We start from the raw sequence: 24,885 nt of genomic DNA on the forward strand, positions 1-24,885 counted from the left end.
CCAGGCGCTCTACAGGTAGGCGGGTATCGCACTCGGACGAAAGTGCTAAAACGTTGCGTTGACGTGTTCTAGCGGAGCTCCGAATTGACTGCTTGATCGAACGGCTGTGACTGGCGCAGCAGCAGATCGATATCACGGGCGGAAAGCGGTTTGCTGTAGTAGTAACCCTGGCCTTCCTGACAACCTTCGGCAATCAGGTACGCCTCCTGCTCCGGCGTTTCGACCCCTTCAGCGATGACCGTCATGCCAAGGCTCTTGCTGAGCTGAATGATCGCCCGCACGATGGTTGCTCCTTCGTCCTGACCGATGTCCTGCACAAAGCTCTTGTCGATCTTGATCTTGTCCAGCGGCAGACTTTTCAGGTAACTGAGGGAAGAGTAACCGGTACCGAAGTCATCGATTGCGATGAGCGCACCGGAGCGGCGCAAGCTGTGCAGGTTATAGGCTGCAGCGTCGATGTCCTCCATCAACCCCGTTTCGGTGACTTCCAGTTCCAGGGTTTCGGCGGGCAGGTGATGGGTCTGCAGCAACTCGCCGATCATAGCCGGAAGATCTGGATGGCGCAGTTGTACGGTAGACAGATTCACCGCCACGCGCAGCCCGGTATAGCCCTGGGCGTGCCATTGACGCAACTGGCTACAGGCCTGATCGAGTACCCACTTGCCGATCTCGATGATGCTGCCATTTTGCTCTGCCAGCGGAATGAACAGATCCGGCGGCACCAGCTTGCCCTGCGGATGCTTCCAGCGAATCAGGGCCTCGACTCCGGTGATGCGGTTTTGCCGATAGTCCACCTGCGGCTGGTAGACCAGATGAAATTCGTTACGTTTGAGGGCTTCGCTGAGGTCTTTTTCCAGCTCTCGACGGGCGCGCATCTCGCTATCGATGCTGGCGACGTAGAACTGGTAGCGATTGCGCGAGCGACTCTTGGCCAGCGTCATGGTCTGCTCGGCCTTCTGTAGCAGCTTCTCCGTGTTGTCGCCATCTTCGGGGTATAGCGTGATCCCGATGGTGGCGCGCAGGCGAATCTGGTGGCCGTCGAGCTCTATCGGGTTTTCCAGTTCGTCGAGTAGTGCCTGCGCCAGCTCCGCAGCCTCGTAAGGTTGTTCGACGCCGCTCAGCACCAGTACGAACTGGTCGCCGCCCAGGCGGGCAAGTGCACCCAGGCGGGCACCCGAGCTTCGCAAACGATCGGCCAGGGCTTGAAGCAGACAGTCTCCGGTTTGGTAGCTGTACTGCTCGTTGATTCCCTTGAAGTCGTCGAGCCCAAGGCAAAGCACGGCGATGCGCCGTTGCAGCCGTCGCGCTTCGTCGAGGATGTGGTCGAGCTGGTGTTGTAGCTGCTGACGGTTGGGTAGGCCGGTCAGTGAATCGTATTGCGTCATGCGATGCAGGCTGCTTTCTGCTTCCTGGCGCAAATGCATGTTGTGTTCGATGGAGGCGAGCAGGCCATTGGCGGTTTCCACCCACAGCCCCAGCTCGTTGCGTTCGTGGCCCTTGATCATCGGCAGCTTGTGCTCGCCGGGCCGGTCGGGGTTGATCTGCGCCAAATGCTCGATGAGCTTGGTCAGCGGACGCGTCAGCAGCCACTGGTAGATCAGAAAGAGCACGAAGCCCAGCGTCAGCGCACGCAGGATGCCGACGATGAAGATTACGATGGAATCGTTGACGAACTCCTGGCCGTACTGAGCGGTATCCAGGGTGATGCGCAGCTCGCCGTAGTACTCGTTATAGGGTGGTTTGCCAAACAGGCGAATCGAAAACTGCTGGTCACGACCGAGAATTGGATCGGTCAGCCAGCGGGTGGGCAGATTGATCGGAGGTCGGATCTTCAGGGCCAGCATGCCTTCGTCAGGATGACCGATGGAGGCCATGCGAATCGACTCGTGCTGGAACAGACCTTCCATTACCTGGGCGCCCATCTCGCGGTCGAGGCTGTAGATGGCCTGGGTCGACGGGTCGCGCGTCATGCGCAGTATGCGTTGGGCGTCGGCTTCGATCAGGTGGCGCGTTTTATAGGCGCCGAAGATGATCTGCGCGCAGCTGAGCACCAGCCCTACCGCCAGAGCCGATAGCAGGACGACACGCAGGAGCTTCCGCGACAGGCTATTGCGCATTTCCAACTTCAAATGAAGGTCCTTCTCCGTGCCCACGCTCGGTTGCGGAAGTATTGATAGTCATTCGGCAATCGTCAAAGGGACAATTAACATCGGGAAAGTCAGCAGCCCCGACTGTGCAGTCAGTAAGGCGCAGGATGCAAGCGCAGGCTGTTAATCCGAAAGCAACATTGCGTGTCGTCGATCAATTCCGTAAGGCGCGTAACGCCGTCCCGACTTACCTGTATAGCGGCAAAGAATCTTCAAGCCTTAAATGAAAAATGCCCGCGTTGAAGGCGGGCATTTCATTTACTGCGGTCTGAGCGGCTTAGCCTGCGAAGTTCTTCGCGACGAAGTCCCAGTTCACCAGGTTCCAGAACGCTTCGACGAATTTCGGACGAGCGTTGCGGTAATCGATGTAATAGGCGTGCTCCCAAACGTCACAGGTCAGCAGCGGCTTGTCGCCTGCAGTCATCGGGTTGCCGGCACCGATGGTGCTCGCCAGACCGAGGCTGCCGTCGGACTTCTTGACCAGCCACGCCCAGCCGGAGCCGAAGGTACCGATAGCGGTCTTGGTGAACTCTTCCTTGAACTTGTCGAAGGAGCCGAAAGACGCGTTGATGGCATCAGCCAGCGCACCAGTCGGCTGGCCGCCGGCGTTCGGCGCCAGGCAATTCCAGAAGAAGGTGTGGTTCCAGACCTGAGCGGCGTTGTTGAAGATGCCGCCGGAGGAGGTCTTGATGATGCTTTCCAGGTCCTTGCCTTCGAACTCGGTGCCCGGGACCAGGTTGTTCAGGTTGGTGACGTAGGTAGCGTGATGCTTGTCGTGGTGGAACTCGAGCGTCTCGGCGGACATGTGCGGCTCGAGAGCATTCTTTTCGTATGGCAGCGGCGGCAATTCGAAAGCCATGATGTATCTCCTACTCAGGTGTCGAGGATTGATGCGGCCAGCTCGGAGGGGCGTATGAGGGTGGTGCCGGCTATCCCGGCGAGCAGGTGCAAATGCGTGCGCGTCCTGCTTTTGACCCCCTGTCGTTCCCTTCGCTCGCTACATGCTTGCGCAATCTCTGGCCGTTCACGGTCGGCCGAACAGGCAGACTGAAGCGTTCCGCTCCATGTCTGCGAGCCAACGATCATAGCACCCGACCTGCGGCAAAACCACGCGGCAACTGTATGGAATATAGGTTCCAGAGCGGTTGCCGGGTGCATGCCCCGGGCGGCAGACAATTGGCTGCGCCTTGCGTGGACCGCGGCGCGGGGCAGGGCGTTCCTTGCCGGATGCGAAAAGACGCGAGGTGGAAGGTCGCACTGGTCTAGCCAGCGAAGGCCAAATGCGCGGCAATGGCGAACATCATGGCCGCCACGCCGAGGTCGATCAGGCGCCAGGTGAGCGGGCGGGCCAGCCAGGGTGCAAGCCAGGCGCCGCCAAGCGCCAACGTCATGAACCATAATGTCGATGCGCTGGCAGCACCTAGCGTATAGGCCCCAGGTTCCGGTTGCTGTGCACCGAGCGTACCGATCAGTACGACGGTGTCGAGATAGACGTGCGGATTGAGCAAGGTCACGGCCAGTGCTGCCAGCAGCACCGCACGTAGCGGACGGGGCTGCGCATCGGCGCTCTGCAGACTCTTTGGCCTGGCTGCGCGCCGCAGGGCGAGCGAGCCATACCACAGCAGAAAGATCACACCGCCCCAGCGAGTGACTTCCAGCAGCACTGGATTGCTTGCCAGCAGAGCGGCCAAGCCGAAAACACCAAGACTTACCAGCAGCACATCGCAGACGATGCAAAGCGCCGCCACTGGCAGGTGATGCTCGCGACGCAGGCTCTGGGCCAGCACGAAGGCGTTCTGTGCACCAATCGCCATGATCAGCCCCGCCGCCACTGCCAAACCATTGATATAACTCTGCCAGATCGCATTCATGTCGCACGCCTCGTTGGTTTCTGCTGGCGAGTCTGCGTATCGCTGAGCTATAAGAGAAACAAATTTTGCTTCGGTAGCATTAGGAAAACTGATGTTCGATTACAAGTTGTTGGCGGCGCTTGCGGCGGTGGTCGAGCAGGGTGGTTTCGAGCGCGCCGCACAGGCTCTCGGGCTTTCCCAGTCGGCGATATCACAGCGAATCAAATTGCTCGAAGCTCGTGTTGGCCAGCCTGTGCTATTGCGTGACGTGCCCCCCAGGCCAACCGAGCTGGGGCAGCGCCTGCTCAACCATGTGCAGCAGGTGCGGTTGCTCGAGCGTGACCTGCAAGGGCAGGTTCCGGCGCTGGATGAGAACCGCCTGCCCGAGCGACTGCGCATCGCGCTGAATGCCGACAGCCTGGCGACCTGGTGGGCCGGCGCGGTAGCACCGTTCTGCGCTGAGCACCGGGTACTGCTTGATCATGTGGTTGAGGATCAGGCGGTGGGGCTCAAGCGCATGCGCGCCGGCGAAGTGGCAGCCTGCGTTTGCGCCGCCGAGCGGCCGTTGGCAGGTGCACGCAGCCAGTTTCTGGGGGCGATGCGCTATCGGGCGCTGGCCAGTCCGTCATTCGTCAGCCGTCATTTTCAGCGGCCGGCAGTCGCTGCAGATCTGGCACGGGTACCAGCCGTTGTCTTCGGTCCCGATGATCAGTTGCAGCACCGTTATATGGCGGCAGTCGGTGGGGCAGAGGCGTTCATTCACCATCTATGCCCGTCGTCCGAGGGCTTTGTGCACCTGCTGCAAAGCGGCCTTGGCTGGGGATTGGTGCCGGAGTTACAGGTGCGTGGCGAACTTGCGCGCGGGGAATTGGTCGATGTGCTGTCCGGGCCGCCGATAGACGTGCCGTTGTACTGGCACCATTGGCGCAACGGCGGGCAACTGCTCGATGAGCTGACGCGACACCTGGTGCGTTGCGCCAGCGATTGGCTGCTGGTCGAGTGAGACGCTCAGGCGAGAACGCGCTGGCCTCGGTAGATACGCACGCTGGCGCTGCTGGTCGAGGAGCGTGATGGTGGCGGCACAGGTGTCGGCAATTGGTCAGTGAAACCGGCAAGCTGGCGCCCGAGTTCGCGGGTCAGCTCGTCGTTGGAACGCATGCAGCCGGTTAGCATGGCCGATACCGCGTCCGGTTGATTGAGATGAATGTCGAGTTGCTGCTCATCGCGCAATCTGCGCCGCAGGCTGCGCATGCAGTCGATAACCGCCTTGTTCAGCTCCATGCTTTGTTCCTCGTAAATTGCCCTAAGGCCCAACATCCCTGTCGGAAGTGTCTATCCGCTGGCATAGAAGACAGAGCAATCGGCGTACCAGGTTTTTCAAATGGCGCTGTGTCCTCCATGTTTGTTGGACGAAGTGCCCGGCTGCTGTGGTGTAGCGGTCTGCCGTCGTGTCGCGCACGAGGTTCGTAAGGCGTTTCGCTGCGGATCGGCGTTGATTTTTAATGCACCGTGATGCGCGTCACAGCCGGCGCAATGCTCTACGGCGGTGCATCTGCTCGGCATGCGTGCCGTCGCTGATGGCTGCTTCCCGAATCGCTATACTGCGCGCTGTTTTTTGCTCCGCGCCATTGAAGGTAACCCATGCGCAACGACGCCCGTGACGAACTGGACAACATCCCTAGCCTGACCGCAGGCCGTGATCGTGTGGAACCCTATCCCGCGCCGGATCTGGACCCGGTCCCGAAAACCTCTGCTGAACACGGCGACGACGGACGCTCGCGGCAGAAGCGCCGCGCGGGCAGTGGTGGCAGCAGCAAGGCGAGCACGGCGCCGCTGTGGGTCATGGTGCTGGCGCTGCTGATCAGCCTCGGTGCACTGGGCTGGTGGAGCTATCAGAAGATTGCCATGCTGGAGATGCAGCTTGTTGCCACTCAGGAGAGCTTCGCGCGTATCAGTGAGGATGCCGCGGGGCGTCTGCAGGACATCTCCGGCAAGGTTGTGGCGACAGAGTCCAACGTGACCACTGAAAGCGAGGCGGTGAAACTGCGCATCAAGCAGTTGGAGCAGCAGACAGTGGACCTCGCCCGCAAGCAGCAGGCCTTTGCCACCGAGCAGCAAAGCCTGGCCGGCAAGCAGGGCAATCAGGATCAGCGCATGGACGAGCAGGGCAAGCGCCTTGAGCGCTTAGGGACTGACGTGCAGGCTCAGCAGAGCACCACTGCAACTCTCGCGGAGAGCGTCAAGACACTTGGCAGCGAGCAGGCCTCGCTGAAGTCGGCATTGGACGAGCAGGCCAAGCTGGCGGGTCGCATCGACAGCCTGAGCAAGGATGTGGCGGCGTTGAAGCAGAGCGGTAACCAGAGCCAGGCGATCAGCCGGCTGGAGCAGGACATCCTGGTACTGCGCAGCGAAGTGGACAACCGTCCGGCACCGAGCGCCACCAATACGGCCGAGTTCGACTCCTTCCGCGCCCAGGTCACTCGCACCATCAACGCCATGCAGGGGCAGATTGCCAATCTGCAGGGTCAGATCGACGGTCGCTGAGCCCTGCAGTTTTGACCAGCCGCCGCGCCCAATCGCGGCGGCTTCATCCTCTAGAACCGTTACAAGTCCCAGGCCAGAGACAGTCCAAGTCCATGGTCGCGGTTGTCGTTACCCCGATAATGGTAGTTGGCGCGCAGGGCTAGGCCTGGCGTCAAGCGGTGCGCCAGGCCAACGCTAAAGCGCGTCTGGTCGCCAGTCGGCACCGCGCCCGGCAACTCGAAGCTGTTGCCCGATACGCTGTTCAGCGACATGCGCAAATCACGGCGGTCGTCGTCCTCACGCTCCACCTCCCGCGCGACCTCGCCGAAAATTCGCGTGCGCTCGCTAAGCGCATAGTCGCCAAACAGGCCAAGCGACAGGCGCAGTGAGTCCAGCTCCTGATCGTGGTAGCTCAACGCAGTGGAGCGCTCGCCTTGCTCGCTATAGCCGTCGACCTCGACCTTCTGATAACTGGCACCGACGAAGGGGCCGAACTGCAGTTGGTCGCCTGGTTGCATCAGGTTGAATCCGACCTTGGCTGCCGCCCCCCAGAGCGTGCCTTCCGTATCGCCTTTTTCCGTGCGCTCGGTGACGCCAAGGGCGAACGTGCGCTTGAGGTTGTGGTAGTCGAGGTAGCCGACGCTGAGGCTGAAGTCGGCGAACAGGCGCTGTTGTTCGTAGCGAGCGAAAGCCGTGGCCAGATAGCTGCGCATGTCGTAGTCGGAGTCGTTTCTACCCAGCTCCAGCGAGTTTTCCGCCAAGCCCAGGCTGACGCCCGCCAGCCAGGTTTCGCTCAGGCGATGGGTAACACCCAGCGAGAGACTCAAACCGTGCCCGTCACCGCCACCGTAACCATCGTACTCAGGTCGGTTGTAACCGCCTTGGACGAAGGTGCGCCAGGCACCGACCGCCTGCCAGTCGCCACGCTGGGCGGACAGCTCGTTGTCCAGCTGCTGCAGGTGGGCGCGCAATGCCGACCGGCCCATTTCCGGCAGCAGCGAGATTTCCCACGGGGCGGAGATGATCGAATACAGATAGTCGGCGCTGATCTGATGGACTGCGGTGGTCGGGTGGACAGCGTCGTTGAACAGCAAACGGTTTGGGTCTGGCGCAGTACCGCCGAGGCTGTAGGTCGGGTCTGGCAGGCAGGGCGACGTCGAGGACGATGGATCGAAGCAAACGGCGGTCTGCGCAACGTTAGGATCGAAGCCGAAGGCCGCGAGGTCCGCACGTACTTCTGCCAACAGCAGGCGGTTGTTTACCAGCACGTAGTTGCCACCTTGGGCTTGCAGCTGGCTCGCCAGTTCGGTGTTGAACTGGTCGCTCAGGAAGTTGAGTGTGGCGGCTGCTGCCGGGCCTGAGATGGCCCCCAGCGGTGTGATGCCGACATCCGGCAGGTCGGAGACGATGATGTAGCGGGCACCGGCGCCTTGCAGTGCACCAACGCCGGCGACCAGATTGCCGGCCGCTGCGGCCATCGTCACCGGATTGGTAGTGAGCTGAAAGATGTCATTGCCGCCGCCATTCAGGTAATACAGAGCGTTGCTATCGATCCTTGGGTTCTCGATCAGATAGCCCGATCGGGTGCGTGTAGCGCCGCCCGCTGACACAGTGGATTCAAAGTTGATCGAATCGAGAATTTGGTCGGTGCGGTAGCCGCCAACGGCGTAGTTGGTGCCGTCCGGGTTGCCGGTGAGAAGTGCCGGCAAGATTGGTGTGGAGGGTAACGATTGAAGTCCGAGCATGCTGGCCAATCGTTGCGTGCCGACTTCGCCGCTATATTCGCCCGCACCATAAGTGGGGCCTGTACGGTTGGTGAAGCGCAGGCCACCGGTGGGGTTGCCGCCGAGCGTCGGGCTTTGTAGGTCTGGGAAGTTGCCGGCGTCACTCAACGAGTCGCCGAAAACGACAAACTGGCTGAACGGCCCGCTATTGGCTGTTGCCGTACCGGTTGCACAGGTGAGCAGAATGATTGCCGCAAGCGGTTTGAGAGCGCTCTGCACGGAGTATCTCCTTGTTGTTTTTGTTGTGGATACGTCGCTCACGCATACGCGGGCGACCCCGACACGCTAATGACGGCTGCGCTAGCGGATAAGCCCTCGAAAGGGCGATTCGGCGTTAACGGTCGTTAGTTCTTAAGGGGGACTGGGCGTTTGTGGTGGGTTTCATTGTCCTGGCTCAAGATTGGTTAGTGGCCAACTGATACCATGCGCCGCGCTCGCGCCTGGGGTGACACCACTCCCGTATCTGCGGGCAGATATCTGCCTTGAATTGAAGAGCCAGCCCTTTGGCATCCGGATCGTCGGAGGCGCTGCGCCTGGAGCCATCCCTCCCTGGGAGTACAACAATAAAATGCCATCGCTTCTTGACCTGCTGCGCAACCGTCTGAGTTCCCTGCTGCCCAGCGAGCTCAAGCCCAACGAGCTTCGCCATCTGCTCAGCCCGCGGCGCCATCCGCTGCTGCTCTGCCAGCGCCGCGCGACCTTGATCGTCAATCGCGTACGGCTGTTCGCATTCCTGTTCGCGGTGTTGACCCCATTGTGGAGCCTGATCGACCTGATGGTGTTCGAGCCCCGGCTATGGCTGGCGTTGCTCGGTTTCCGGATGATGGCCTGCCTGGCCTTTACCTGCCTTCTACTGTTTTATCGCCCGAGCGGTAATCTGCTGGATGCTTACCGGGCTATCGCGATTCTGTTCGCCATTCCGACCATCTTCTATATCGCCTCGCACACCTTGCTCGGCAGTTATCAGCTGGCGCAGTTTTCCGCTGTGGTTGGCGCCGGATACGCCTTTCTGCCGTTCGTGCTGATGGCCGGGTTGACCATCTTCCCGCTGACGCTGATTGAAAACCTGGTGCTATCCGTGCTCTTGCTACTGGCTCAGGCGCTGGCCGGGTACCTCAGTTGGGCGACACTGAACTGGCCGTCTTTCGCTGGTGCATTCTGGCTGCTGATCCTGATTGCCGGCGTCGCCAGCCTGGCCAGCATGAGCCAGCTGGCGTTCATGTTCGCCCTGGTACGTCAGGCGATTCGTGATCCGCTCACAGGGGTTTTCTCCCGTGGCAGCGGCGAGGAAATCCTGCGGCTGCAGTGGGATAGCGCGCAGCGCAAGAATGGCGCGCTCGCGCTGGCCTTCATCGATCTCGACCATTTCAAGTCGATCAACGACAACCATGGCCACGAAGCCGGCGATCAAGTGCTACGCGAGGCTGCCAGGCGCTTGGTGGTGAAACTACGTGGCTCCGATAGCCTGCTGCGCTGGGGCGGTGAGGAATTTCTGCTGATCATGCCGGACACCGACATGCAGCAGGCGCACAGCGCCTTGGAACGCATCGTCGGTGAGGGCCTCGGCACCCGGCCAGACGGTACGGCGCTAACTGCGAGCATCGGTCTGGCAGAGCGTACTTGCGACCAGGTTGGCGACTATCGAGATCTGCTGGAACTGGCGGATAAGCGCATGTATTACGCCAAGACGAGTGGGCGCAATCGCCTGTGCGCAGTTGAGCAGGGCGAATCGCAGCAGCAGGGTGCTTTCGCCCTTGGAGGTTAATCAGGGCATTGCACGTCAGGCGCGCGCCGGTACTTAAAGCGGGTCATCGCATCGTGGCCGTCATCAGGTATTGGTAACACCGAACACGTGGCGCATGTAGCTCACGAAGGCTTCGTCGCGGCACATAGTCTTGCCCGGTGAGTCGGAAATCTTCGCCACCGGCTGACCGTTGCAGGCCGTCATCTTGATGACCATGTTGGTCGGCTCTACGCCGGGGATGTCGCAGGTGAGTCCGGTTCCGATACCGAAACTGGGGTTGCTGCGTCCGACCAGAGCGCGATGGATGTCCAGTGCCTTGGCCAAGTCCAGACCGTCGGAAAAAATCAGCTGGCGTGTCCGCGGATCGATGCCCAGGCGCTGGTAGTGCGTGATGGCCTTCTCAGCCCAGACCAACGGATCGCCGGAGTCATGGCGCAGGCCGTCGAACAGCTTGGCGAAGTAGAGATCGAAATCCTGCAGGAAGGCATCCATGGTGATGCAGTCGGTGAGCGCGATGCCCAGCGCACCGCGATATTCGCGAACCCAGCAGTCCAGCGCCGCCACCTGGCTATCGATCAACCGCGGGCCGAGTTGCTGGTGTGCCATGATCCATTCATGGGCCATGGTGCCCATCGGTTTCACATTCAGCGTTCGCGCCAGGTGCACGTTGCTGGTGCCGGCGAAGCGGCCGGGGAAGTCATGCTGCAGCCGCTCCACCACCATTGCCTGAACGGCAAAGGAGAAGCGCCGCCGTGTGCCGAAATCCGCCAGAGTGAAGCTAGCCAGCTCCTCGGCACTGGCCTGGCGGCGAAGCCAGCTCAGCTTCTCATCCAGCCTGTCACTGGCCTGCGCCAGAGTGATCTGGGCGTAACGTGCGCGGTTGCGTACTTCGCTGACGATGGCCAGCAGTGGCACCTCGAACAGGATCACGTGCAGCCAGGGGCCGCGCAGATGCATCACCAGCTCGCCGTCCTCGACGTCCACGCGCAAATAGCGCAGATCGAAGCGAAACAACCCGAGGAAGCGGATGAAGTCCGGCTGCATGTAGGGAATGCGTTCGAGGAAGGCGAGTTCCTCAAGTGTCATCTGCAGGTCGGCCAGGGCTTCGATCTGCTGGCGGATTTCGCCGAGGTAGGCCGCCAGGTCTTCGTCTGAACGACTGCGGAAGGCCCATTCCACTTCTGCATTGGGATAGTGATGCAGCACTGCCTGCATCATGGTGAGCTTGTAAAAGTCGGTATCCAGCAGGCTCTGGACGATTCGCTCGGAAAATGCGCTGCCGTTCATCGACGACTCCAGATTGGAAAGAGCCCCGATGATATCTACAAATGGCGAGCGAGGTAGATGGAGTTTCATTGCATTAAACAGGCTGATGAGCCAGTTATACGGATATCTCAAATTGTTCTTAATAAATCCCACGCTGTTTCATTTGCATGGCGAATATAGCTTTCGATAATTTGTTGCTAAGTTTTTTATTGGCATTTGCGTAAGCTTAAATTACGGTCAGGAAAGCGACCTAATACAAATAAAAAAGGCAGGAGCCGAAGCGCCTGCCTTGTTTATAGCTGTCGTCAATTAGCTGCTGCGACCACCGCCATGACTGTTCTGGCCACCTTTGCGGCCGGCCTCTGAAGCCTTCTCGCGATCATTGGCGAAATTTCCCCCGCTATTGTGGCCGCCCTTGCGGCCGGCTGCGGAGGCTTTCTCTCGATCATTGGCAAAATTGCCGGGATTACTATGTGCCATGTCTTTTTCTCCTCGACTGGATAGAGACTTTCACAACGGCTGAAAGAGAGAGGTCGATCAGCCTTCCCTGTGTCAGAGAGGGTATGGCTGCAGGAGTTTCCCCCTATATACGAGTGCAGACGAATGGTTTTCCTTATTCTGCGTAAGACTATGGCTGAGTGAAATTACAGGCGAAGCGGCAAAGTAATGCATAAGATCAGGCAGCAAGTTTTTCTCTTCGCTCGGCAAGCAAGCGCATTACATAACCGACCTTCAAGGCTGTAGGGCCGAGAATGACCAGTGTGTGCGATGCGATGATGCTGCCCATCGCCAGGTGGCGGTCGAACAGATAGGCGCCGCTGACGCCGAGCAGCAGAAGCAGCACGCCTGCGACCATCAGTGCATTGGCTGTGCTCATCAGGCGTTGCGGGGAAGCGGAGTGATAAAGCATGACTGAGTCTCCTTCGAGAAGAGGCTCGCGGCGCACGAGCCTCCGAGTGGATCAATCGAGTGCTGAAGCGGGGCCGAAGAACTCGTAGCGGGTTTGCTGTTCCGGCACACCGAGCGACTTCAGCTGACGGCGGACGGCAGCCATGAAGGGTTTCGGCCCGAGGAAATAGGCATCCACGTTGCGGTCTTCCGGCAGCCACTCGCCAAGCTGTTGCTCGGTCAGGCGACCAACGGCATCCGGCGCTACACCCGCTCCGTCGTGTTCCTCATAGCAGTAGAAGCGCTTGAGCTGTGCATGACGCTCGGCCAGCGCATCCACGCTGCGGCGGAATGCATGCACGCCAGCATTGCGCGCGCAGTGGATGAAGTGAACCGGACGCGTGCTGGCCAGCGCCTGCTCCAGCATCGCCAGGGTTGGCGTGATGCCGACGCCACCACTGATCAGCACCAGGGGTTTGTTGCCCGGCTCGAGGGTGAACTCGCCAGCAGGTGCGAACAGCTCCAGTACGGCACCTTCGGGCATGGCATGCAGCGCATTCGAGGCGACGCCACCGGGCTCGCGCTTGACGCTGATGCGGTATTCGCTGCCATTGCTCGCGGCAGACAGTGAGTAGTTGCGGCGAACCTCCTGGCCGTCAACCTCCAGGCGCAGGCCGATGTACTGGCCGGGCAGAAAGTCCATCAGCGGGCCGCCATCTTCGGGTTGCAGGTGAAAGGAAGTGATCTCTTCGCTCTCGGCAACCTTACGGGTAATGCGAAAGCCCCGCGCGCCCCGCCAGCCTCCCTCCGCCGCAGCCTTGGCCCGATAGAGACTTTCTTCCTGGCCGATGAGTATGTCGGCGAGCTGCTGGTAGGCGGCGCCCCAGGCATCGATCACCGCCTCGGTGGCGATCTCCTCACCAAGCACTTCGCGAATGGCGCGCAGCAGGCAGGAGCCTACCAGCGGGTAGTGCTCGGGTAGCACCTGCAGGGCTACGTGCTTGTTGATGATCTGGCCTACCAGCGGGCCGAGGGCTTCGAGGCGGTCGATGTGCTTGGCATACATCAGCACGCCGTTGGCCAGCGCGCGCGGCTGTTCACCGCTGGCCTGGTGAGCCTGGTTGAACAGCGGCTGTACCTCAGGATGCTCGTCTAGCAACAACTTATAGAAGTGGGTGGTCAGGGCTTCACCGCCGCTTTCCAGCAGCGGCACGGTGGCCTTGATAAAGGCGATTTGTTCAGCGCAAAGCATTGAATACTCCTCTGGTGGGATAGTCGTTCTGTGATTCGCGATGGGCGAGCACGAAACGTTATGCAGGGGAGTCTTTCAACAATCGTTCCAGGTCTGAACTTGACTGAAATCAAGGTTTGCCGAGTCAGGATGGTAAAAAGAACCACGACTTTACGGGGTCATATGGACCTATAAGGGTTAAATTCACATTGCAATAAATCGAACCTCATCCGCCGGCGGCTTTCTTACAAGGGCGTTCAGAGCATTCATTTATTGCCAGGAGACAGGGCCATGGAGATCTACCACATCACCCACGAAGACGACCGCTGGGTGCTACGCGAAGAAGGCGACCAGCGCGCGTTGCTCGAAGCCGGGAATCGACAGGACATTCTCGATGAAACCCGCGACTACATGAAGCTGCGTACCGCGCTGGTGAACGTCCACGGCGACGACGGCAGCATCGAGGAGGAACATCGCTACCCGCAGGAGCAGAACCCGCTGGAGACCAAGGGCTGAGCCACTTGGTCATTGCGAGGTGGGCGGGCAGCCAATCTAGTCGAGTATCTCGATACGCAGCGAGTTGGTCGTGCCTGGCTGGCCGAGCGGCACGCCGGCGGTGATCAGCACCGTATCGCCACTGCCCGCCATACCCTGGGCGCGCGCCAGCTCCAGGGCGTGACCGCAGACCTGCTCCATGTCGCGCATCGGCGCATCCACTACCGAGTACACACCCCAGGCCACCGTGAGCTTGCGCGCGGTGGCGGTGCTCGGCGTCAGGCTGAGAATCGGCGTGGCCGGGCGTTCGCGGGAGGCGCGCAGGCTGGAGCGACCTGATTCGGTGTAATTGACCAGCACGGCAATCGGCAGGATGCCACTGATACGGCGGATCGCGCAGCTGATGGCATCCGGCAGCGTAGCCTCGGCGTTGGGCCGATGTACGTCGAGTTGGGCCTGGAAGTCCGGGCCGCTTTCCACCTGGCGGATGATCTTGCTCATCATGCTCACCGCTTCCAGCGGGTAATCGCCGGAGGCTGTTTCCGCCGACAGCATCACCGCGTCTGCGCCCTCGGCGACCGCGTTGGCCACGTCGGTGACTTCGGCGCGGGTCGGCGCCGGGGCGAAGCGCATGGATTCGAGCATCTGCGTCGCCACCACTACCGGGCGGCCGAGCTGACGGCAGATGCGCACGATGTTCTTCTGGATGCGCGGTACGTTCTCCGGCGGTACCTCCACGCCCAGATCGCCGCGTGCGACCATGATCGCGTCGGACAGCCGGGCGATTTCGCGCAGATGCTGCACCGCAGAAGGTTTCTCGATTTTTGCCATGAGGAAGGCGCGCTCGCCGATCAGCTTGCGCGCCTCGTGAATATCCTGCGGACGTTGCACGAACGACAGCGCCACCCAATCCACGCCCAGTTGCAGGCCGAAGGCCAGGTCGCGCCGATCCTTTTCGGTCAGCGGGCTCAGCTCCAGCAGCGCTTCCGGCACATTCACACCCTTGCGGTCGGACAGTTCGCCACCGGCTTCCACGCGGGTGTCGATGGCATCGCTGTGGCGTTCGGTGACCGTCAGACGCAGACGTCCATCGTCGATCAGCAGCTGCATGCCCGGCTCCAGCGCGGCGATGATCTCCGGGTGCGGCAGGTTCACGCGTCGGTTGTCGCCCGGCGTCGGGTCCAGATCCAGACGGAAGGCCTGATCGCGATCCAGCCGCACCTTGCCGTCGGCGAAGCGGCCGACGCGGAGCTTGGGCCCCTGCAGGTCCATAAGGATGCCGATCGGCCGGTTCAGCTCGCGCTCCACCTCGCGAATCCAGGCGAACCGCTCAGCATGGTCGGCATGCTCGCCGTGGCTGAAGTTCAGGCGGAACAGGTTAACGCCGGCCTGCACCATGGCACGCACATCGTCGACGCTGCGCGTGGTGGGGCCGAGGGTGGCGAGGATCTTGACCTTCTTGTCGGGTGTCATGGCAGGCTCGCTGACAGGTGAGCGCCGCCGCCCTAAGCGGACGGCGGCAGGATCAGGATGGCGCGAAAATCGTTGACGTTGGTGCGCGTCGGGCCGGTGACTATCAGGCTGTCCAGCGCGGCGAAGTAGCCATAGCCGTCGTTGTCGGCCAGCGCATCGGCGGCGCGCAGGCCCTTTGCTTCGGCGCGGGCGAAGCTGTCCGGGGCCATCAGTGCGCCGGCGTTGTCCTCGGAACCGTCGATGCCATCGGTGTCGCCGGCCAGGGCGTAAACGTCGGGCAGGCCTTGCAGGCTTTCGGTGAGGGCAAGCAGGAATTCGGCGTTGCGTCCGCCACGGCCGTTGCCGCGCACGGTCACCGTGGTTTCGCCGCCGGAGAGGATCACGCAGGGCGCGGCAATCGGCTGGCCGTGCAGCACCACCTGCCGGGCGATGCCGGCATGCACCTTGGCCACCTCGCGCGCTTCGCCTTCCAGATCACCGAGGATCAGCGGGGTGATACCGGCGCCACGGGCCACCTCGGCAGCGGCATCGAGCGACTGCTGCGGCGTGGCGATCAGCCGGAAATGGCTGCGCGAGAGCATCGGGTCGCCCGGCTTGAGGGTTTCCGAGCGTGGGTCTTCGAGCCAGGCACGCACGTTGGCCGGCACCTCGATGTGATAGCGCTCGAGGATCGCCAGCGCCTCGGCCGACGTGGTCGGATCGGCGACGGTCGGCCCGGAGGCGATCACCGTGGCTTCGTCGCCGGGCACGTCGGAGATCGCGTAGGTGTACACGCTGGCCGGCCAGCAGGCCCTGGCCAGGCGCCCGCCCTTGATCGCCGAAAGGTGCTTGCGCACGCAGTTCATCTCGCCGATGTGCGCGCCGGAGCGCAGCAGCGCCTTGTTGATCGCCTGCTTGTCCGCCAGCGAGATGCCCTCGGCCGGCAATGCCAGCAACGACGAGCCGCCGCCGGAGAGCAGGAAGATCACCCGATCGCTTTCCTCGAGGTTGCTGACCAGCTCCAGCACACGGCGGGCGACGCGTTCGCCGGCATCGTCCGGGACCGGGTGTGCGGCCTCCACCACTTCGATGCGCCGGCAGTCGGCGTGGTGCTCGTAGCGGGTCACCACCAGCCCGGACAGTTCGCCTTCCCAGACCCTCTCGATGGCTTCGGCCATGGCCGCGGCCGCCTTGCCGGCGCCGATGACGATGGCCCGGCCGCTGCGGTCTTCGGGCAGATGGTCGGCGAGCACATGGCGCGGGTGGGCGGCCTCGATGGCGCTGTCGAACAACTGGCGCAGCAGGGCTTGTGGGTCGAGGGTCATCTGAAGCTCCTTGTATGAGGTCTGCAACCGATTCCAGACCTTAGGGCTCGCCAATGCAAGCGCTAAGGTCTGCAATTGAAATCGACCCACCCGGCAGTCGGGCCGTGACTCCTTGTGCCGGGCGAATCGAAAAGGTGCCGTCTGGTGACGGCGGTCGGGCTGAGGTACGCAGGTCATGCTGGTCGTGGGGAGACGCGATGATTCCGGCCTGGCGAACCTGTGACCCGACCCTTTGAGTGCGCTGCGTGAGGCTTCACGACGACCCACCACCTGGTCTGTCTGTCCCTGAAGGTGGGGTCGCTGGCCTGTTGCCGCGCGCTCGAAGGCTTTACTCCTTGCGGATCGAGAAGTTGGCCATGTGCTCCAGGCCCTTGATCAGCGCCGAGTGGTCCCAGCCGCTGCCGCCGATGGCCGCGCAGGTGCTGAACACCTGCTGGGCGTTGGCGGTGTTGGGCAGGTTCAGGCCCAGTTCGCGGGCACCGGCCAGGGCGAGGTTGAGGTCCTTCTGGTGCAGGCTGATGCGAAAGCCCGGGTCGAAGGTGCCCTTGATCATGCGCTCGCCGTGCACCTCGAGAATCTTCGAGCCGGCGAAACCGCCCATCAGCGCCTCGCGCACCTTGGCCGGGTCGGCACCGTTGCGTGCGGCGAACAGCAGGGCTTCGGCCACCGCCTGAATGTTCAGCGCAACGATGATCTGGTTGGCCACCTTGGCGGTCTGGCCATCGCCGTTGCCACCGACCAGGGTGATGTTCTTGCCCATCGCCTGGAACAGCGGCAGGGCACGGGCGAAGCTTTCTTCGCTGCCGCCGACCATGATCGACAGGGTGGCCGCCTTGGCGCCGACTTCACCGCCGGATACCGGGGCGTCGAGGTACTGGGCTCCGGTGGCGTTGATCTTCTCGGCAAACGCCTTGGTAGCGCTGGGCGAGATCGAGCTCATGTCGATCACCAGCTTGTTCGGCCCGACGCCTTCGGCAATGCCGTTCTCGCGCAACAGCACGTCCTCGACATGGGGGGTGTCCGGCACCATCACGATGATGAACTCGGCTTCCTGGGCGACTTCCTTCGGGTTGGCCAGGGCGACTGCGCCGGCCTCGAGCAGAGCTGCCGGCGCGGCGTCGTGATGCGTGGACAGAAAGATGTCGTGGCCTGCTTTCTGCAGGTTCTGAGCCATGGGCAGGCCCATGATGCCGGTGCCGATAAATCCGATCTTAGCCATGAGTAATCTCCTTCAATTCGATTCAGTTCGGGTCAGATGGCGTTGTGGCTTTTCAGCCAGCCAAGGCCGGCTTCGGTGGTAGTGGCCGGCTTGTACTCGCAGCCGACCCAGCCCTGGTAGCCGATGCGATCCAGGTGCTCGAACAGGAAGCGGTAGTTGATCTCGCCGGTGCCTGGCTCGTTGCGTCCGGGGTTGTCCGCCAGCTGGATATGGTTGATCGCCGCCAGGTTGTTCTCGATGGTGCGCGCCAGGTCGCCCTCCATGATCTGCATGTGGTAGATGTCGTACTGCAGGAACAGGTTGGCGTGACCGACCTTGCCGCGGATCTCCTGCGCCTGGGAGGTGTTGTTGAGGAAGAAGCGCGGGATGTCGCGGGTGTTGATCATCTCCATCACCAGGCGGATGCCGGCCTCCTCGAGCTTCTGCGCGGCGTAGCGCAGGTTCTCGATAAAGGTGATTTCCAGCTGGCCGAGGTCGGCGCCACGCGGGGCAATGCCGGCCAGGCAGTTGACCTGGGTGTTGCCCAGCACCTTGGCGTAGGCGATGGCCTGGTCCACGCCGGCGCGAAATTCCTCGACCCGCTCCGGCAGGATGGCGATGCCGCGCTCGCCACCAGCCCAGTCGCCGGCCGGCAGGTTGAACAGCACCTGGGTCAGCTGGTTGGCGTCCAGCCGGGCCTTGATCTCCTCGGCCGGGTGGTCGTAGGGGAACAGGTATTCGACGCCGGTAAAGCCGGCTTCGGCAGCGGCGGCAAAGCGGTCAAGGAAATCGACCTCGGTGAACAGCATGGACAGATTGGCGGCAAAGCGGGGCATGGTTCTCTCTCCTGATCTGTAGGGATCAATTTCGGTTCTGCATTGCGGTGGTGTGGTGACCACCCTGGGTATTGCGTTGCGGTGGATATGCTTCGCGATATCCACCCTACGGTTGCTTCGGTGCCCGTCGCTGATAACTGCGGCGGCCGGTAGGACGGGTGGCCGCCCCGTGGAAGACCGTGAAGCGTCTTCCACGCGGTTGTGGTTACGGGCGAATCAGTCCAGCAATCCAACCGCCGTCGGCGCGTCTTCCCGGCCTTCGGCCAGCGCCTCGAACTCGTTGATGGCGTCGATCTCGGTGCCCATGGCGATATTGGTCACCCGTTCGATGATCACCTCGATCACCACCGGCACGCGGTGTTCGGCCATCCAGGCCTGGGCCTGCTCAATGGCCGGGCGCAGGTCTTCCTGCTTGAACACGCGCAGCGCCTTGCAGCCCAGGCCCTCGACCACCGCGACGTGATCGACACCGTAGCCTTCCATGCCGCTCTGGTCGGCATTGATGTTCTCGAAGCCCAGCTGCACGCAGTAATCCATGTCGAAGCCGCGCTGCGCCTGGCGGATCAGCCCGAGGTAGGCGTTGTTCACCAGGATGTGCAGGTAGGGCAGCTTGAACTGCGCGCCGACGGCCAGTTCCTCGATCATGAACTGGAAGTCGTAGTCGCCGGACAGCGCCACCACCTTGCGCGCCGGGTCGGCGGCAACCACACCGAGCGCCGCCGGAATGGTCCAGCCGAGCGGACCGGCCTGGCCGCAGTTGATCCAGTGGCGTGGCTGGTAGACGTGCAGGAACTGCGCGGCGGCGATCTGCGACAGGCCGATGGTGCTGACGTAGCAGGTGTCCTTGCCGAAGGCGTTGTTCATGCACTGGTACACGCGCTGCGGCTTCATCGGCACGCTGTCGAAGTTGGTCTTGCGCAACATCGTGCGCTTGCGTTCCAGGCAGTCGGCGGCCCAGGCGCGGCGATCCGGCAGACGGCCTTCGGCCTTGCGCGCCTTGGCCACGTCGACGAACAGCTCCAGCGCGGCGCGGGCATCGGAGACGATGCCGTAGTCCGGCGCGAACACCCGACCGATCTGGGTCGGCTCGATGTCGACGTGGACGAAGGTGCGGCCCTTGGTATAGGTCTCCACGGAGCCGGTGTGACGGTTGGCCCAGCGGTTGCCGATGCCGAGCACGAAGTCGGATTCGAGCAGGGTCGCGTTGCCGTAGCGGTGGCTGGTCTGCAGCCCGCACATCCCGGCCATCAGCGGATGGTCGTCGGGGATCGAGCCCCAGCCCATCAGCGTCGGGATCACCGGCACGCCCACGGTCTCGGCGAATTCCACCAGCAAGGCCTCGGCCGCGGCGTTGTAGATGCCGCCACCGGCGACGATCAGCGGGCGCTCGGCGGCGCAGAGCATGTCGATGGCTTTCTCGATCTGTTTGCGGGTTGCTGCCGGCTTATAGACTGGCAGCGGCTCGTAGGTGTCGACGTCGAACTCGATCTCGGCCATCTGCACGTCGAACGGCAGGTCGATCAGCACCGGGCCGGGGCGGCCGGAGCGCATCACGTGGAAGGCCTGCTGGAACACGCGCGGGACCAGTGCCGGCTCGAGTACGGTGACTGCCCACTTGGTGACCGGCTTGGCGATGGACTCGATGTCCACGGCCTGGAAATCTTCCTTGTGCAGGCGGGCACGCGGTGCTTGCCCGGTGATGCAGAGGATCGGAATGGAGTCGGCGGAAGCCGAGTACAGGCCGGTGATCATGTCGGTGCCGGCCGGGCCGGAGGTGCCGATGCACACGCCGATGTTGCCTGGCTTGGCACGGGTATAGCCCTCGGCCATGTGCGAGGCACCCTCGACGTGGCGGGCGAGGATATGACGGATGCCGCCATCGGCCCGCAGGGCGGAATACAGCGGATTGATCGCGGCTCCGGGGATGCCGAAGGCGGTGTCGATGCCTTCCTTGCGCAACACCGCGACGGCGGCATCGATTGCTCTCATTCGGGCCATGGATCGTTCCTCCTGGGTAACTCGATAGTTTTTATACGTGGCCCAAGCATGCCGCCCTGGATTCCGTGGAGGAATTGGCCGAGACTTCAGTTCTGTCGATATCAGGAGTATCGAATGGATCGCTATACGACCCTGCGCAGCTTCGTGCTGGTGGCCGACTGCGGCAGCTTCGCCGCCGCCGCGCACAAGGAGAACGTCACCCCGGTGGTGATGGGGCGGCGGCTGGATGCGCTGGAGCGGCATCTGGGCGTCAAGCTGATGCACCGCTCCACCCGCGGCCTGTCGCTGACCGATCTGGGTGAGCAGTATCTGGAGCGCGCCCGCGGGCTGCTGAAGGACTTCGATGAGGTGGACGCCAGCATCAGCCACGACCGCACCTCAGTACGCGGCCACCTGGTGGTGTCGGCGCCGGCCGCATTCGGGCGACGGCATATCGGCCCGCACGCACCGGCGTTCCAGGCGCGCTACCCGGACCTGCAACTGTCGTTCAACTTCACCGACAGCGTGGTCGATCTGGTGCGCCACGGTTACGACATGGGCATTCGCATCGGTGAGGTGACCGACCCCAACTATGTGGCGGTGCGGCTGTTTCCGAACAGGCGGGTGGTCTGTGGCTCGCCGGAGTACTTCGCCCGCCACGGTACGCCGACGGCATTGGAAGAGCTGACCGAGCACAACTGCCTGGCCTTCAACCTGCAGGGCGGGCAGCAACGCGGCTGGACCTTTCTGCGCGACGGCAGGCAGGTGGCGATCCGCGTGGCTGGCAATCTGGACTGCAATGACGGTGAGCTGCTGTTCGACTGGGTCAAGCAGGGCCTGGGCATCGGCTGGCGCTCGACCTGGGAGATCCAGGCCGAGCTCAAGCGCGGCGAGCTGGTCACGGTACTCGACGAGTACGCGCTGCCGGCCTACGACATCCAGGCGGTGTACCCGCAGCAGCGCTATCTGCCGGCCAAGGTGCGTTTCTTCATCGACTACCTGAAGGATATCTACAACGCACCGGGCTATTGGGAAGTGCGCTGAGCGGCTCAGTTGCCGCGGTAGGTGGAGAAGCCGTAGGGGCTCAGCAGCAGCGGGATGTGGTAGTGCTCGACGCTGCCATCGGCTTCGAAGATCACCGGAACTTCGGGGAAAAAGGTGCTGGCCTTCTGCGTGGCGAACCAGTCGCCAGTCATGAAGGTGACGCGATAGGTGCCTTTCTCCAGCGCCTTGCCTTCCGGGTAGAGCGCCGTGATCCGACCCTGCGCGTTGGTCTCGCCGCTGTTGAGTGATTTCCAGGTGTCACCCTGACGTTGTTCCAGGGTGACGCGTACGTCCGGTGACGGCAGGCCGTTTTCCAGGTTCAGCACGTGCACGCTGAGCGGGTTGCCAGCTGCGAGGGTGAGACCGGACAGGCCACTGAACATCAAGCCGGCGGCGATTGAACGTAGTGCTTTCATGGGGTTTTCCTTTTCTTCAGTGGGAGGAGGGCAGCAGTTTTTCGATGGCGGCCATGGCGCAGGCCTCGTCGTTCTTGGCACCGCCGGCACCGGCCACGCCGATGGCACCAATCACCTCGTCGCCGACCTTCAGCGGCACGCCACCGCCGAGCAGCAACAGCTCATCCAGCGTGTTGAGGTTGGCGGCGTCCGGCGTAGCGGCGGCGCGCTCGGCGAACAGACGGGTCGGGGTCTTGCTCGACAGCGCGGTGTAGGCCTTGCGCTGGGCGGCGAGGGTGTTGTGCGGGCCGACGTTGTCGTCCCGGCGCAGGGCAACCAGATTGCCGCCGCGATCGACCACAGCGACCACCGCCGTGCGGTTTTCCGCGTGGCACTGGTCCAGCGTGGCCTGGATCAGCCCGTCGGCCAGCGCCAGCGAGACGTTCTGCTGGGTGATCGGCGCTGGTGTGGCGGCGTTGGCGCTCAGGGCCGGGGTAAGCACTGCCAGCGTCAGCAATGACAGTGTGGCGGCGATACGCATATCGGTTTTTCCTTGGGTGGCTGAGCTTCGGGGCGCATGGTGCCGATGCCTGCCCGTCAGAACCGTTGCCTGCGCATTACGCTTTTGTAATGGCTCGCAGTGCGGCGACTCCCATAACCTATGCGCCATCAGCGAGGTGATCCGATGCGAATTCTGGTGGTGGAGGACGAGGCCAAGACGGCCGACTACCTCAAGCGTGGGCTGGAGGAATCTGGCTATCGCGTCGAGGTGGCGCGCAACGGCGTCGATGGCAAATACCTGATCGAGGAGGAGACCTTCGACCTGGTGATCCTCGACGTCATGCTGCCGGGGCTCGATGGCTGGCAGCTGGTGCAGGTGGTGCGCAAACGCTCTGCGCATACGCCGGTGCTGTTCCTGACGGCGCGCGATGCGGTGGAAGACCGTGTGCGCGGGCTGGAGCTGGGCGCTGACGACTATCTGGTCAAGCCGTTCTCCTACGCGGAGCTGCTGGCGCGGGTACGCACCCTGCTGCGCCGCGGCCCGCCGCGTGAGGTCGAACGTTTCCACGTCGCCGATCTGGAGCTGGACCTGCTGCGCCGCCGCGTCACCCGCCAGGGCGAGCGCATCAGCCTGACCAACAAGGAGTTCGCCTTGCTACACCTGTTGCTCAGTCGCCAGGGCGAGGTGCTGTCCCGCGCGCAGATCGCCTCGCAGGTCTGGCAGATGAATTTCGACAGTGACACCAACGTGGTCGACGTCGCGATCCGCCGCCTGCGCGCCAAGGTCGACGATCCGTACCCGCTCAAGCTCATCCACACCGTGCGCGGCATGGGCTACGTGCTGGACGTCTCGGCATGAGCCTGCTGCCACGCTCGCTCAGCCTGCGCCTGGCGCTGGCCTTCGCCCTTGTGGCGGTGGTGCTGCTCGGTGCCATCGGACTGTATCTGTACCGCTCGCTGGACCGGGAAATCAGTTGGCGTGACGATCAGGCGCTGCTCGGCCGACTGGAGCGCATGCAGGCCTTGCTCGAGGACAGCACCAGCGTTGAGGCGCTTCGGCAACGTCCGCAGCTTTACGAAAACATGCTGGGCAATCGCGACAGCCTGCTCTGGTTGCTCGACGCTCAGGGACGCGCGCTGATCGAGATCAACCCGGCGCGGCTGCCCATTCCGACATTGCCGGCCAGCGACGCTGCGGCGCTGACCGATGCTGATGGGGCGCGGCTAGCCTGGCGTCGGCTTCCGGGCGAGGCGGGGCTGACGCTGGTGGCCGGGCGCCTGCTGAGCGAGCGCGAACAGATGCTCGGTGCCTATCGCGCCAAGCTGTGGTGGGCACTGAGCGTTGGCGCGATGCTGGCATCCGTGCTCGGCTGGTTGATCAGCCGGCGCGCATTGCGCCCGGTGCGGCACCTGACCCGACAGGCGCTGGCCATCGACGTGCAGCATCTGCACCTGCGCATCGACGACTCGACGATGCCCAGCGAACTGGAACCGCTGCGTGCCGCGCTGAACCAGATGCTGGCCCGACTGGAGCAGGGTTTCGCCAGGCTGTCGCGCTTCAGCGAGGACTTGGCTCACGAGATGCGTACGCCGCTCGGCAATCTCATGGGGCAGACCCAGCAGCTGTTGCACAGGGACCGCGATGCCGAGGCCTATCACGCGCTGCTGGTGTCCAATCAGGAAGAGTACGAGCGTCTGGCGCGGATGATCGACAGCATGCTGTTTCTCGCCCGTGCCGAGCAGCCGGCGGCGGCCATCGAGCGGCAGCGCTTTGCACTGCCGACACTGGTCGAGCAACTGTGCGACTACTTCGAAGGCGTCGCCGAAGAGCGCGGCATTCAGCTGCTCGATGAAACCGAGGGCGAGCTGTGTGGCGACCCCGAACTGATTCGCCGGGCGCTGGCGAACCTGATTGCCAATGCGCTGCGCTACGGCGCCAGTGACAGCCCGGTGCGCATCGTCAGCGGCTCAGAGGACGGCTGGCGGTCGGTCAGTGTGATCAATCAGGGGCCGGCGATTGCAGCCGAGCATCTGCCGCGGCTGTTCGACCGCTTTTACCGCTGCGATCCGTCACGCGCCGAGCCGGGCGATTCCGGCGGCCTCGGGTTGGCCATTGTGCGTTCGATCATGCAGCTGCACGGCGGCGAGGTGGTTGTGCATAGCAACACGGAGATGACCGAATTCACCCTGCGTTTCGCCGAAACGGCGGCCTGATTCCGATCACTGGCA

22 protein-coding genes and 1 pseudogene are annotated in these 24,885 nt (G+C 62.8%); 7 read left to right on the forward strand and 16 right to left on the reverse strand.

The window, feature by feature from the left end:
* Positions 1–68: 68 nt before the first annotated feature.
* From AAEZ08_RS13515 to AAEZ08_RS13525, 3 genes are all read right to left on the reverse strand, one after another.
* Positions 69–2,129: a putative bifunctional diguanylate cyclase/phosphodiesterase gene (locus AAEZ08_RS13515; protein WP_003284213.1), complete on the reverse strand. Its 2,061-nt coding sequence runs from the start codon at positions 2,127–2,129 to the stop codon at positions 69–71.
* Between the two features lie 295 nt (positions 2,130–2,424).
* The gene (locus AAEZ08_RS13520) at positions 2,425–3,006 is read right to left on the reverse strand and encodes a superoxide dismutase (protein WP_003284211.1); all 582 of its coding nucleotides are present in this window, start codon (positions 3,004–3,006) and stop codon (positions 2,425–2,427) included.
* A 403-nt stretch (positions 3,007–3,409) separates the two neighbouring features.
* A complete protein-coding gene (locus tag AAEZ08_RS13525) occupies positions 3,410–4,018 on the reverse strand; it encodes a LysE/ArgO family amino acid transporter (RefSeq protein WP_003284209.1) in 609 nt (202 codons plus the stop codon).
* A gap of 91 nt (positions 4,019–4,109) precedes the next feature.
* Here AAEZ08_RS13525 and AAEZ08_RS13530 point away from each other — a divergent pair, with 91 nt between their 5' ends.
* Complete coding sequence (locus AAEZ08_RS13530; RefSeq protein WP_500124516.1) at positions 4,110–5,000, forward strand: LysR family transcriptional regulator ArgP; 891 nt, start codon at positions 4,110–4,112, stop codon at positions 4,998–5,000.
* A gap of 5 nt (positions 5,001–5,005) precedes the next feature.
* Here AAEZ08_RS13530 and AAEZ08_RS13535 read toward each other — a convergent pair whose 3' ends face one another.
* A complete protein-coding gene (locus tag AAEZ08_RS13535; protein WP_500124518.1) occupies positions 5,006–5,278 on the reverse strand; it encodes a hypothetical protein in 273 nt (90 codons plus the stop codon).
* 360 nt (positions 5,279–5,638) lie between these two features.
* Between AAEZ08_RS13535 and AAEZ08_RS13540 the strand changes: the two genes are divergently transcribed.
* Positions 5,639–6,541 carry a hypothetical protein gene (locus tag AAEZ08_RS13540; RefSeq protein WP_003284206.1) on the forward strand — a complete coding sequence of 301 codons (903 nt, stop codon included), beginning with the start codon at positions 5,639–5,641 and terminating at the stop codon, positions 6,539–6,541.
* Positions 6,542–6,600: 59 nt separating this feature from the next.
* On the opposite strand, the gene AAEZ08_RS13545 is transcribed toward AAEZ08_RS13540, so the two are convergent.
* Complete coding sequence (locus AAEZ08_RS13545) at positions 6,601–8,523, reverse strand: autotransporter domain-containing protein (protein ID WP_500124520.1); 1,923 nt, start codon at positions 8,521–8,523, stop codon at positions 6,601–6,603.
* Between the two features lie 349 nt (positions 8,524–8,872).
* On the opposite strand from AAEZ08_RS13545, the gene AAEZ08_RS13550 reads away from it, so the two are divergent.
* Positions 8,873–10,069 (forward strand): GGDEF domain-containing protein, encoded by a 1,197-nt coding sequence (locus AAEZ08_RS13550; protein WP_500124522.1) that lies wholly within the window; start codon positions 8,873–8,875, stop codon positions 10,067–10,069.
* A gap of 63 nt (positions 10,070–10,132) precedes the next feature.
* On the opposite strand, the gene pncB is transcribed toward AAEZ08_RS13550, so the two are convergent.
* The 4 genes and pseudogenes from pncB to hmpA all read right to left on the reverse strand — a co-directional run bounded on the left by pncB (position 10,133) and on the right by hmpA (position 13,454).
* Positions 10,133–11,335 (reverse strand): nicotinate phosphoribosyltransferase, encoded by a 1,203-nt coding sequence (gene pncB / locus AAEZ08_RS13555; RefSeq protein WP_500124524.1) that lies wholly within the window; start codon positions 11,333–11,335, stop codon positions 10,133–10,135.
* A 288-nt stretch (positions 11,336–11,623) separates the two neighbouring features.
* Positions 11,624–11,776, reverse strand: a pseudogene (locus tag AAEZ08_RS13560) (con-10 family general stress protein); the annotation flags it as partial.
* A 214-nt stretch (positions 11,777–11,990) separates the two neighbouring features.
* The gene (locus tag AAEZ08_RS13565) at positions 11,991–12,224 is read right to left on the reverse strand and encodes a hypothetical protein (RefSeq protein ID WP_482693930.1); all 234 of its coding nucleotides are present in this window, start codon (positions 12,222–12,224) and stop codon (positions 11,991–11,993) included.
* A 51-nt stretch (positions 12,225–12,275) separates the two neighbouring features.
* Complete coding sequence (hmpA, locus tag AAEZ08_RS13570) at positions 12,276–13,454, reverse strand: NO-inducible flavohemoprotein (RefSeq protein WP_500124526.1); 1,179 nt, start codon at positions 13,452–13,454, stop codon at positions 12,276–12,278.
* Between the two features lie 270 nt (positions 13,455–13,724).
* Here hmpA and AAEZ08_RS13575 point away from each other — a divergent pair, with 270 nt between their 5' ends.
* Positions 13,725–13,949 carry a DUF2188 domain-containing protein gene (locus tag AAEZ08_RS13575; protein WP_003285107.1) on the forward strand — a complete coding sequence of 75 codons (225 nt, stop codon included), beginning with the start codon at positions 13,725–13,727 and terminating at the stop codon, positions 13,947–13,949.
* 36 nt (positions 13,950–13,985) lie between these two features.
* On the opposite strand, the gene pyk is transcribed toward AAEZ08_RS13575, so the two are convergent.
* The 5 genes from pyk to gcl form a co-directional block, all read right to left on the reverse strand.
* Positions 13,986–15,401 carry a pyruvate kinase gene (gene pyk / locus AAEZ08_RS13580; protein ID WP_500124529.1) on the reverse strand — a complete coding sequence of 472 codons (1,416 nt, stop codon included), beginning with the start codon at positions 15,399–15,401 and terminating at the stop codon, positions 13,986–13,988.
* A gap of 32 nt (positions 15,402–15,433) precedes the next feature.
* The gene (locus tag AAEZ08_RS13585) at positions 15,434–16,705 is read right to left on the reverse strand and encodes a glycerate kinase type-2 family protein (protein WP_500124530.1); all 1,272 of its coding nucleotides are present in this window, start codon (positions 16,703–16,705) and stop codon (positions 15,434–15,436) included.
* A gap of 328 nt (positions 16,706–17,033) precedes the next feature.
* Positions 17,034–17,924, reverse strand: coding sequence for a 2-hydroxy-3-oxopropionate reductase (locus AAEZ08_RS13590; RefSeq protein ID WP_106157874.1), 891 nt, complete (start codon positions 17,922–17,924; stop codon positions 17,034–17,036).
* 32 nt (positions 17,925–17,956) lie between these two features.
* Complete coding sequence (gene hyi / locus AAEZ08_RS13595) at positions 17,957–18,739, reverse strand: hydroxypyruvate isomerase (protein WP_500124531.1); 783 nt, start codon at positions 18,737–18,739, stop codon at positions 17,957–17,959.
* A 216-nt stretch (positions 18,740–18,955) separates the two neighbouring features.
* On the reverse strand, positions 18,956–20,737 hold the full coding sequence (gene gcl / locus AAEZ08_RS13600) for a glyoxylate carboligase (protein WP_500124532.1): 1,782 nt from the start codon (positions 20,735–20,737) through the stop codon (positions 18,956–18,958).
* Positions 20,738–20,851: 114 nt separating this feature from the next.
* Between gcl and AAEZ08_RS13605 the strand changes: the two genes are divergently transcribed.
* On the forward strand, positions 20,852–21,760 hold the full coding sequence (locus AAEZ08_RS13605) for a LysR family transcriptional regulator (RefSeq protein ID WP_003285095.1): 909 nt from the start codon (positions 20,852–20,854) through the stop codon (positions 21,758–21,760).
* A 5-nt stretch (positions 21,761–21,765) separates the two neighbouring features.
* Here the strand turns inward: AAEZ08_RS13605 and uraH are convergent, their stop codons facing one another.
* Together uraH and AAEZ08_RS13615 are read right to left on the reverse strand one after the other, a co-directional pair.
* Positions 21,766–22,176: a hydroxyisourate hydrolase gene (uraH, locus tag AAEZ08_RS13610; RefSeq protein WP_500124533.1), complete on the reverse strand. Its 411-nt coding sequence runs from the start codon at positions 22,174–22,176 to the stop codon at positions 21,766–21,768.
* Between the two features lie 16 nt (positions 22,177–22,192).
* Positions 22,193–22,696 carry a GlcG/HbpS family heme-binding protein gene (locus tag AAEZ08_RS13615; RefSeq protein ID WP_500124534.1) on the reverse strand — a complete coding sequence of 168 codons (504 nt, stop codon included), beginning with the start codon at positions 22,694–22,696 and terminating at the stop codon, positions 22,193–22,195.
* A 144-nt stretch (positions 22,697–22,840) separates the two neighbouring features.
* Between AAEZ08_RS13615 and AAEZ08_RS13620 the strand changes: the two genes are divergently transcribed.
* Positions 22,841–23,515 (forward strand): heavy metal response regulator transcription factor, encoded by a 675-nt coding sequence (locus tag AAEZ08_RS13620; RefSeq protein ID WP_102820249.1) that lies wholly within the window; start codon positions 22,841–22,843, stop codon positions 23,513–23,515.
* Positions 23,512–24,870, forward strand: coding sequence for a heavy metal sensor histidine kinase (locus tag AAEZ08_RS13625; protein WP_500124535.1), 1,359 nt, complete (start codon positions 23,512–23,514; stop codon positions 24,868–24,870). The genes AAEZ08_RS13620 and AAEZ08_RS13625 overlap by 4 nt, the downstream gene beginning before the upstream one ends.
* Positions 24,871–24,885 lie beyond the last annotated feature (15 nt).

Source organism: Pseudomonas sp. E45-MNA-CIBAN-0222 (genome assembly GCF_040310405.1).
Taxonomy (GTDB): domain Bacteria; phylum Pseudomonadota; class Gammaproteobacteria; order Pseudomonadales; family Pseudomonadaceae; genus Stutzerimonas; species Stutzerimonas stutzeri_AC.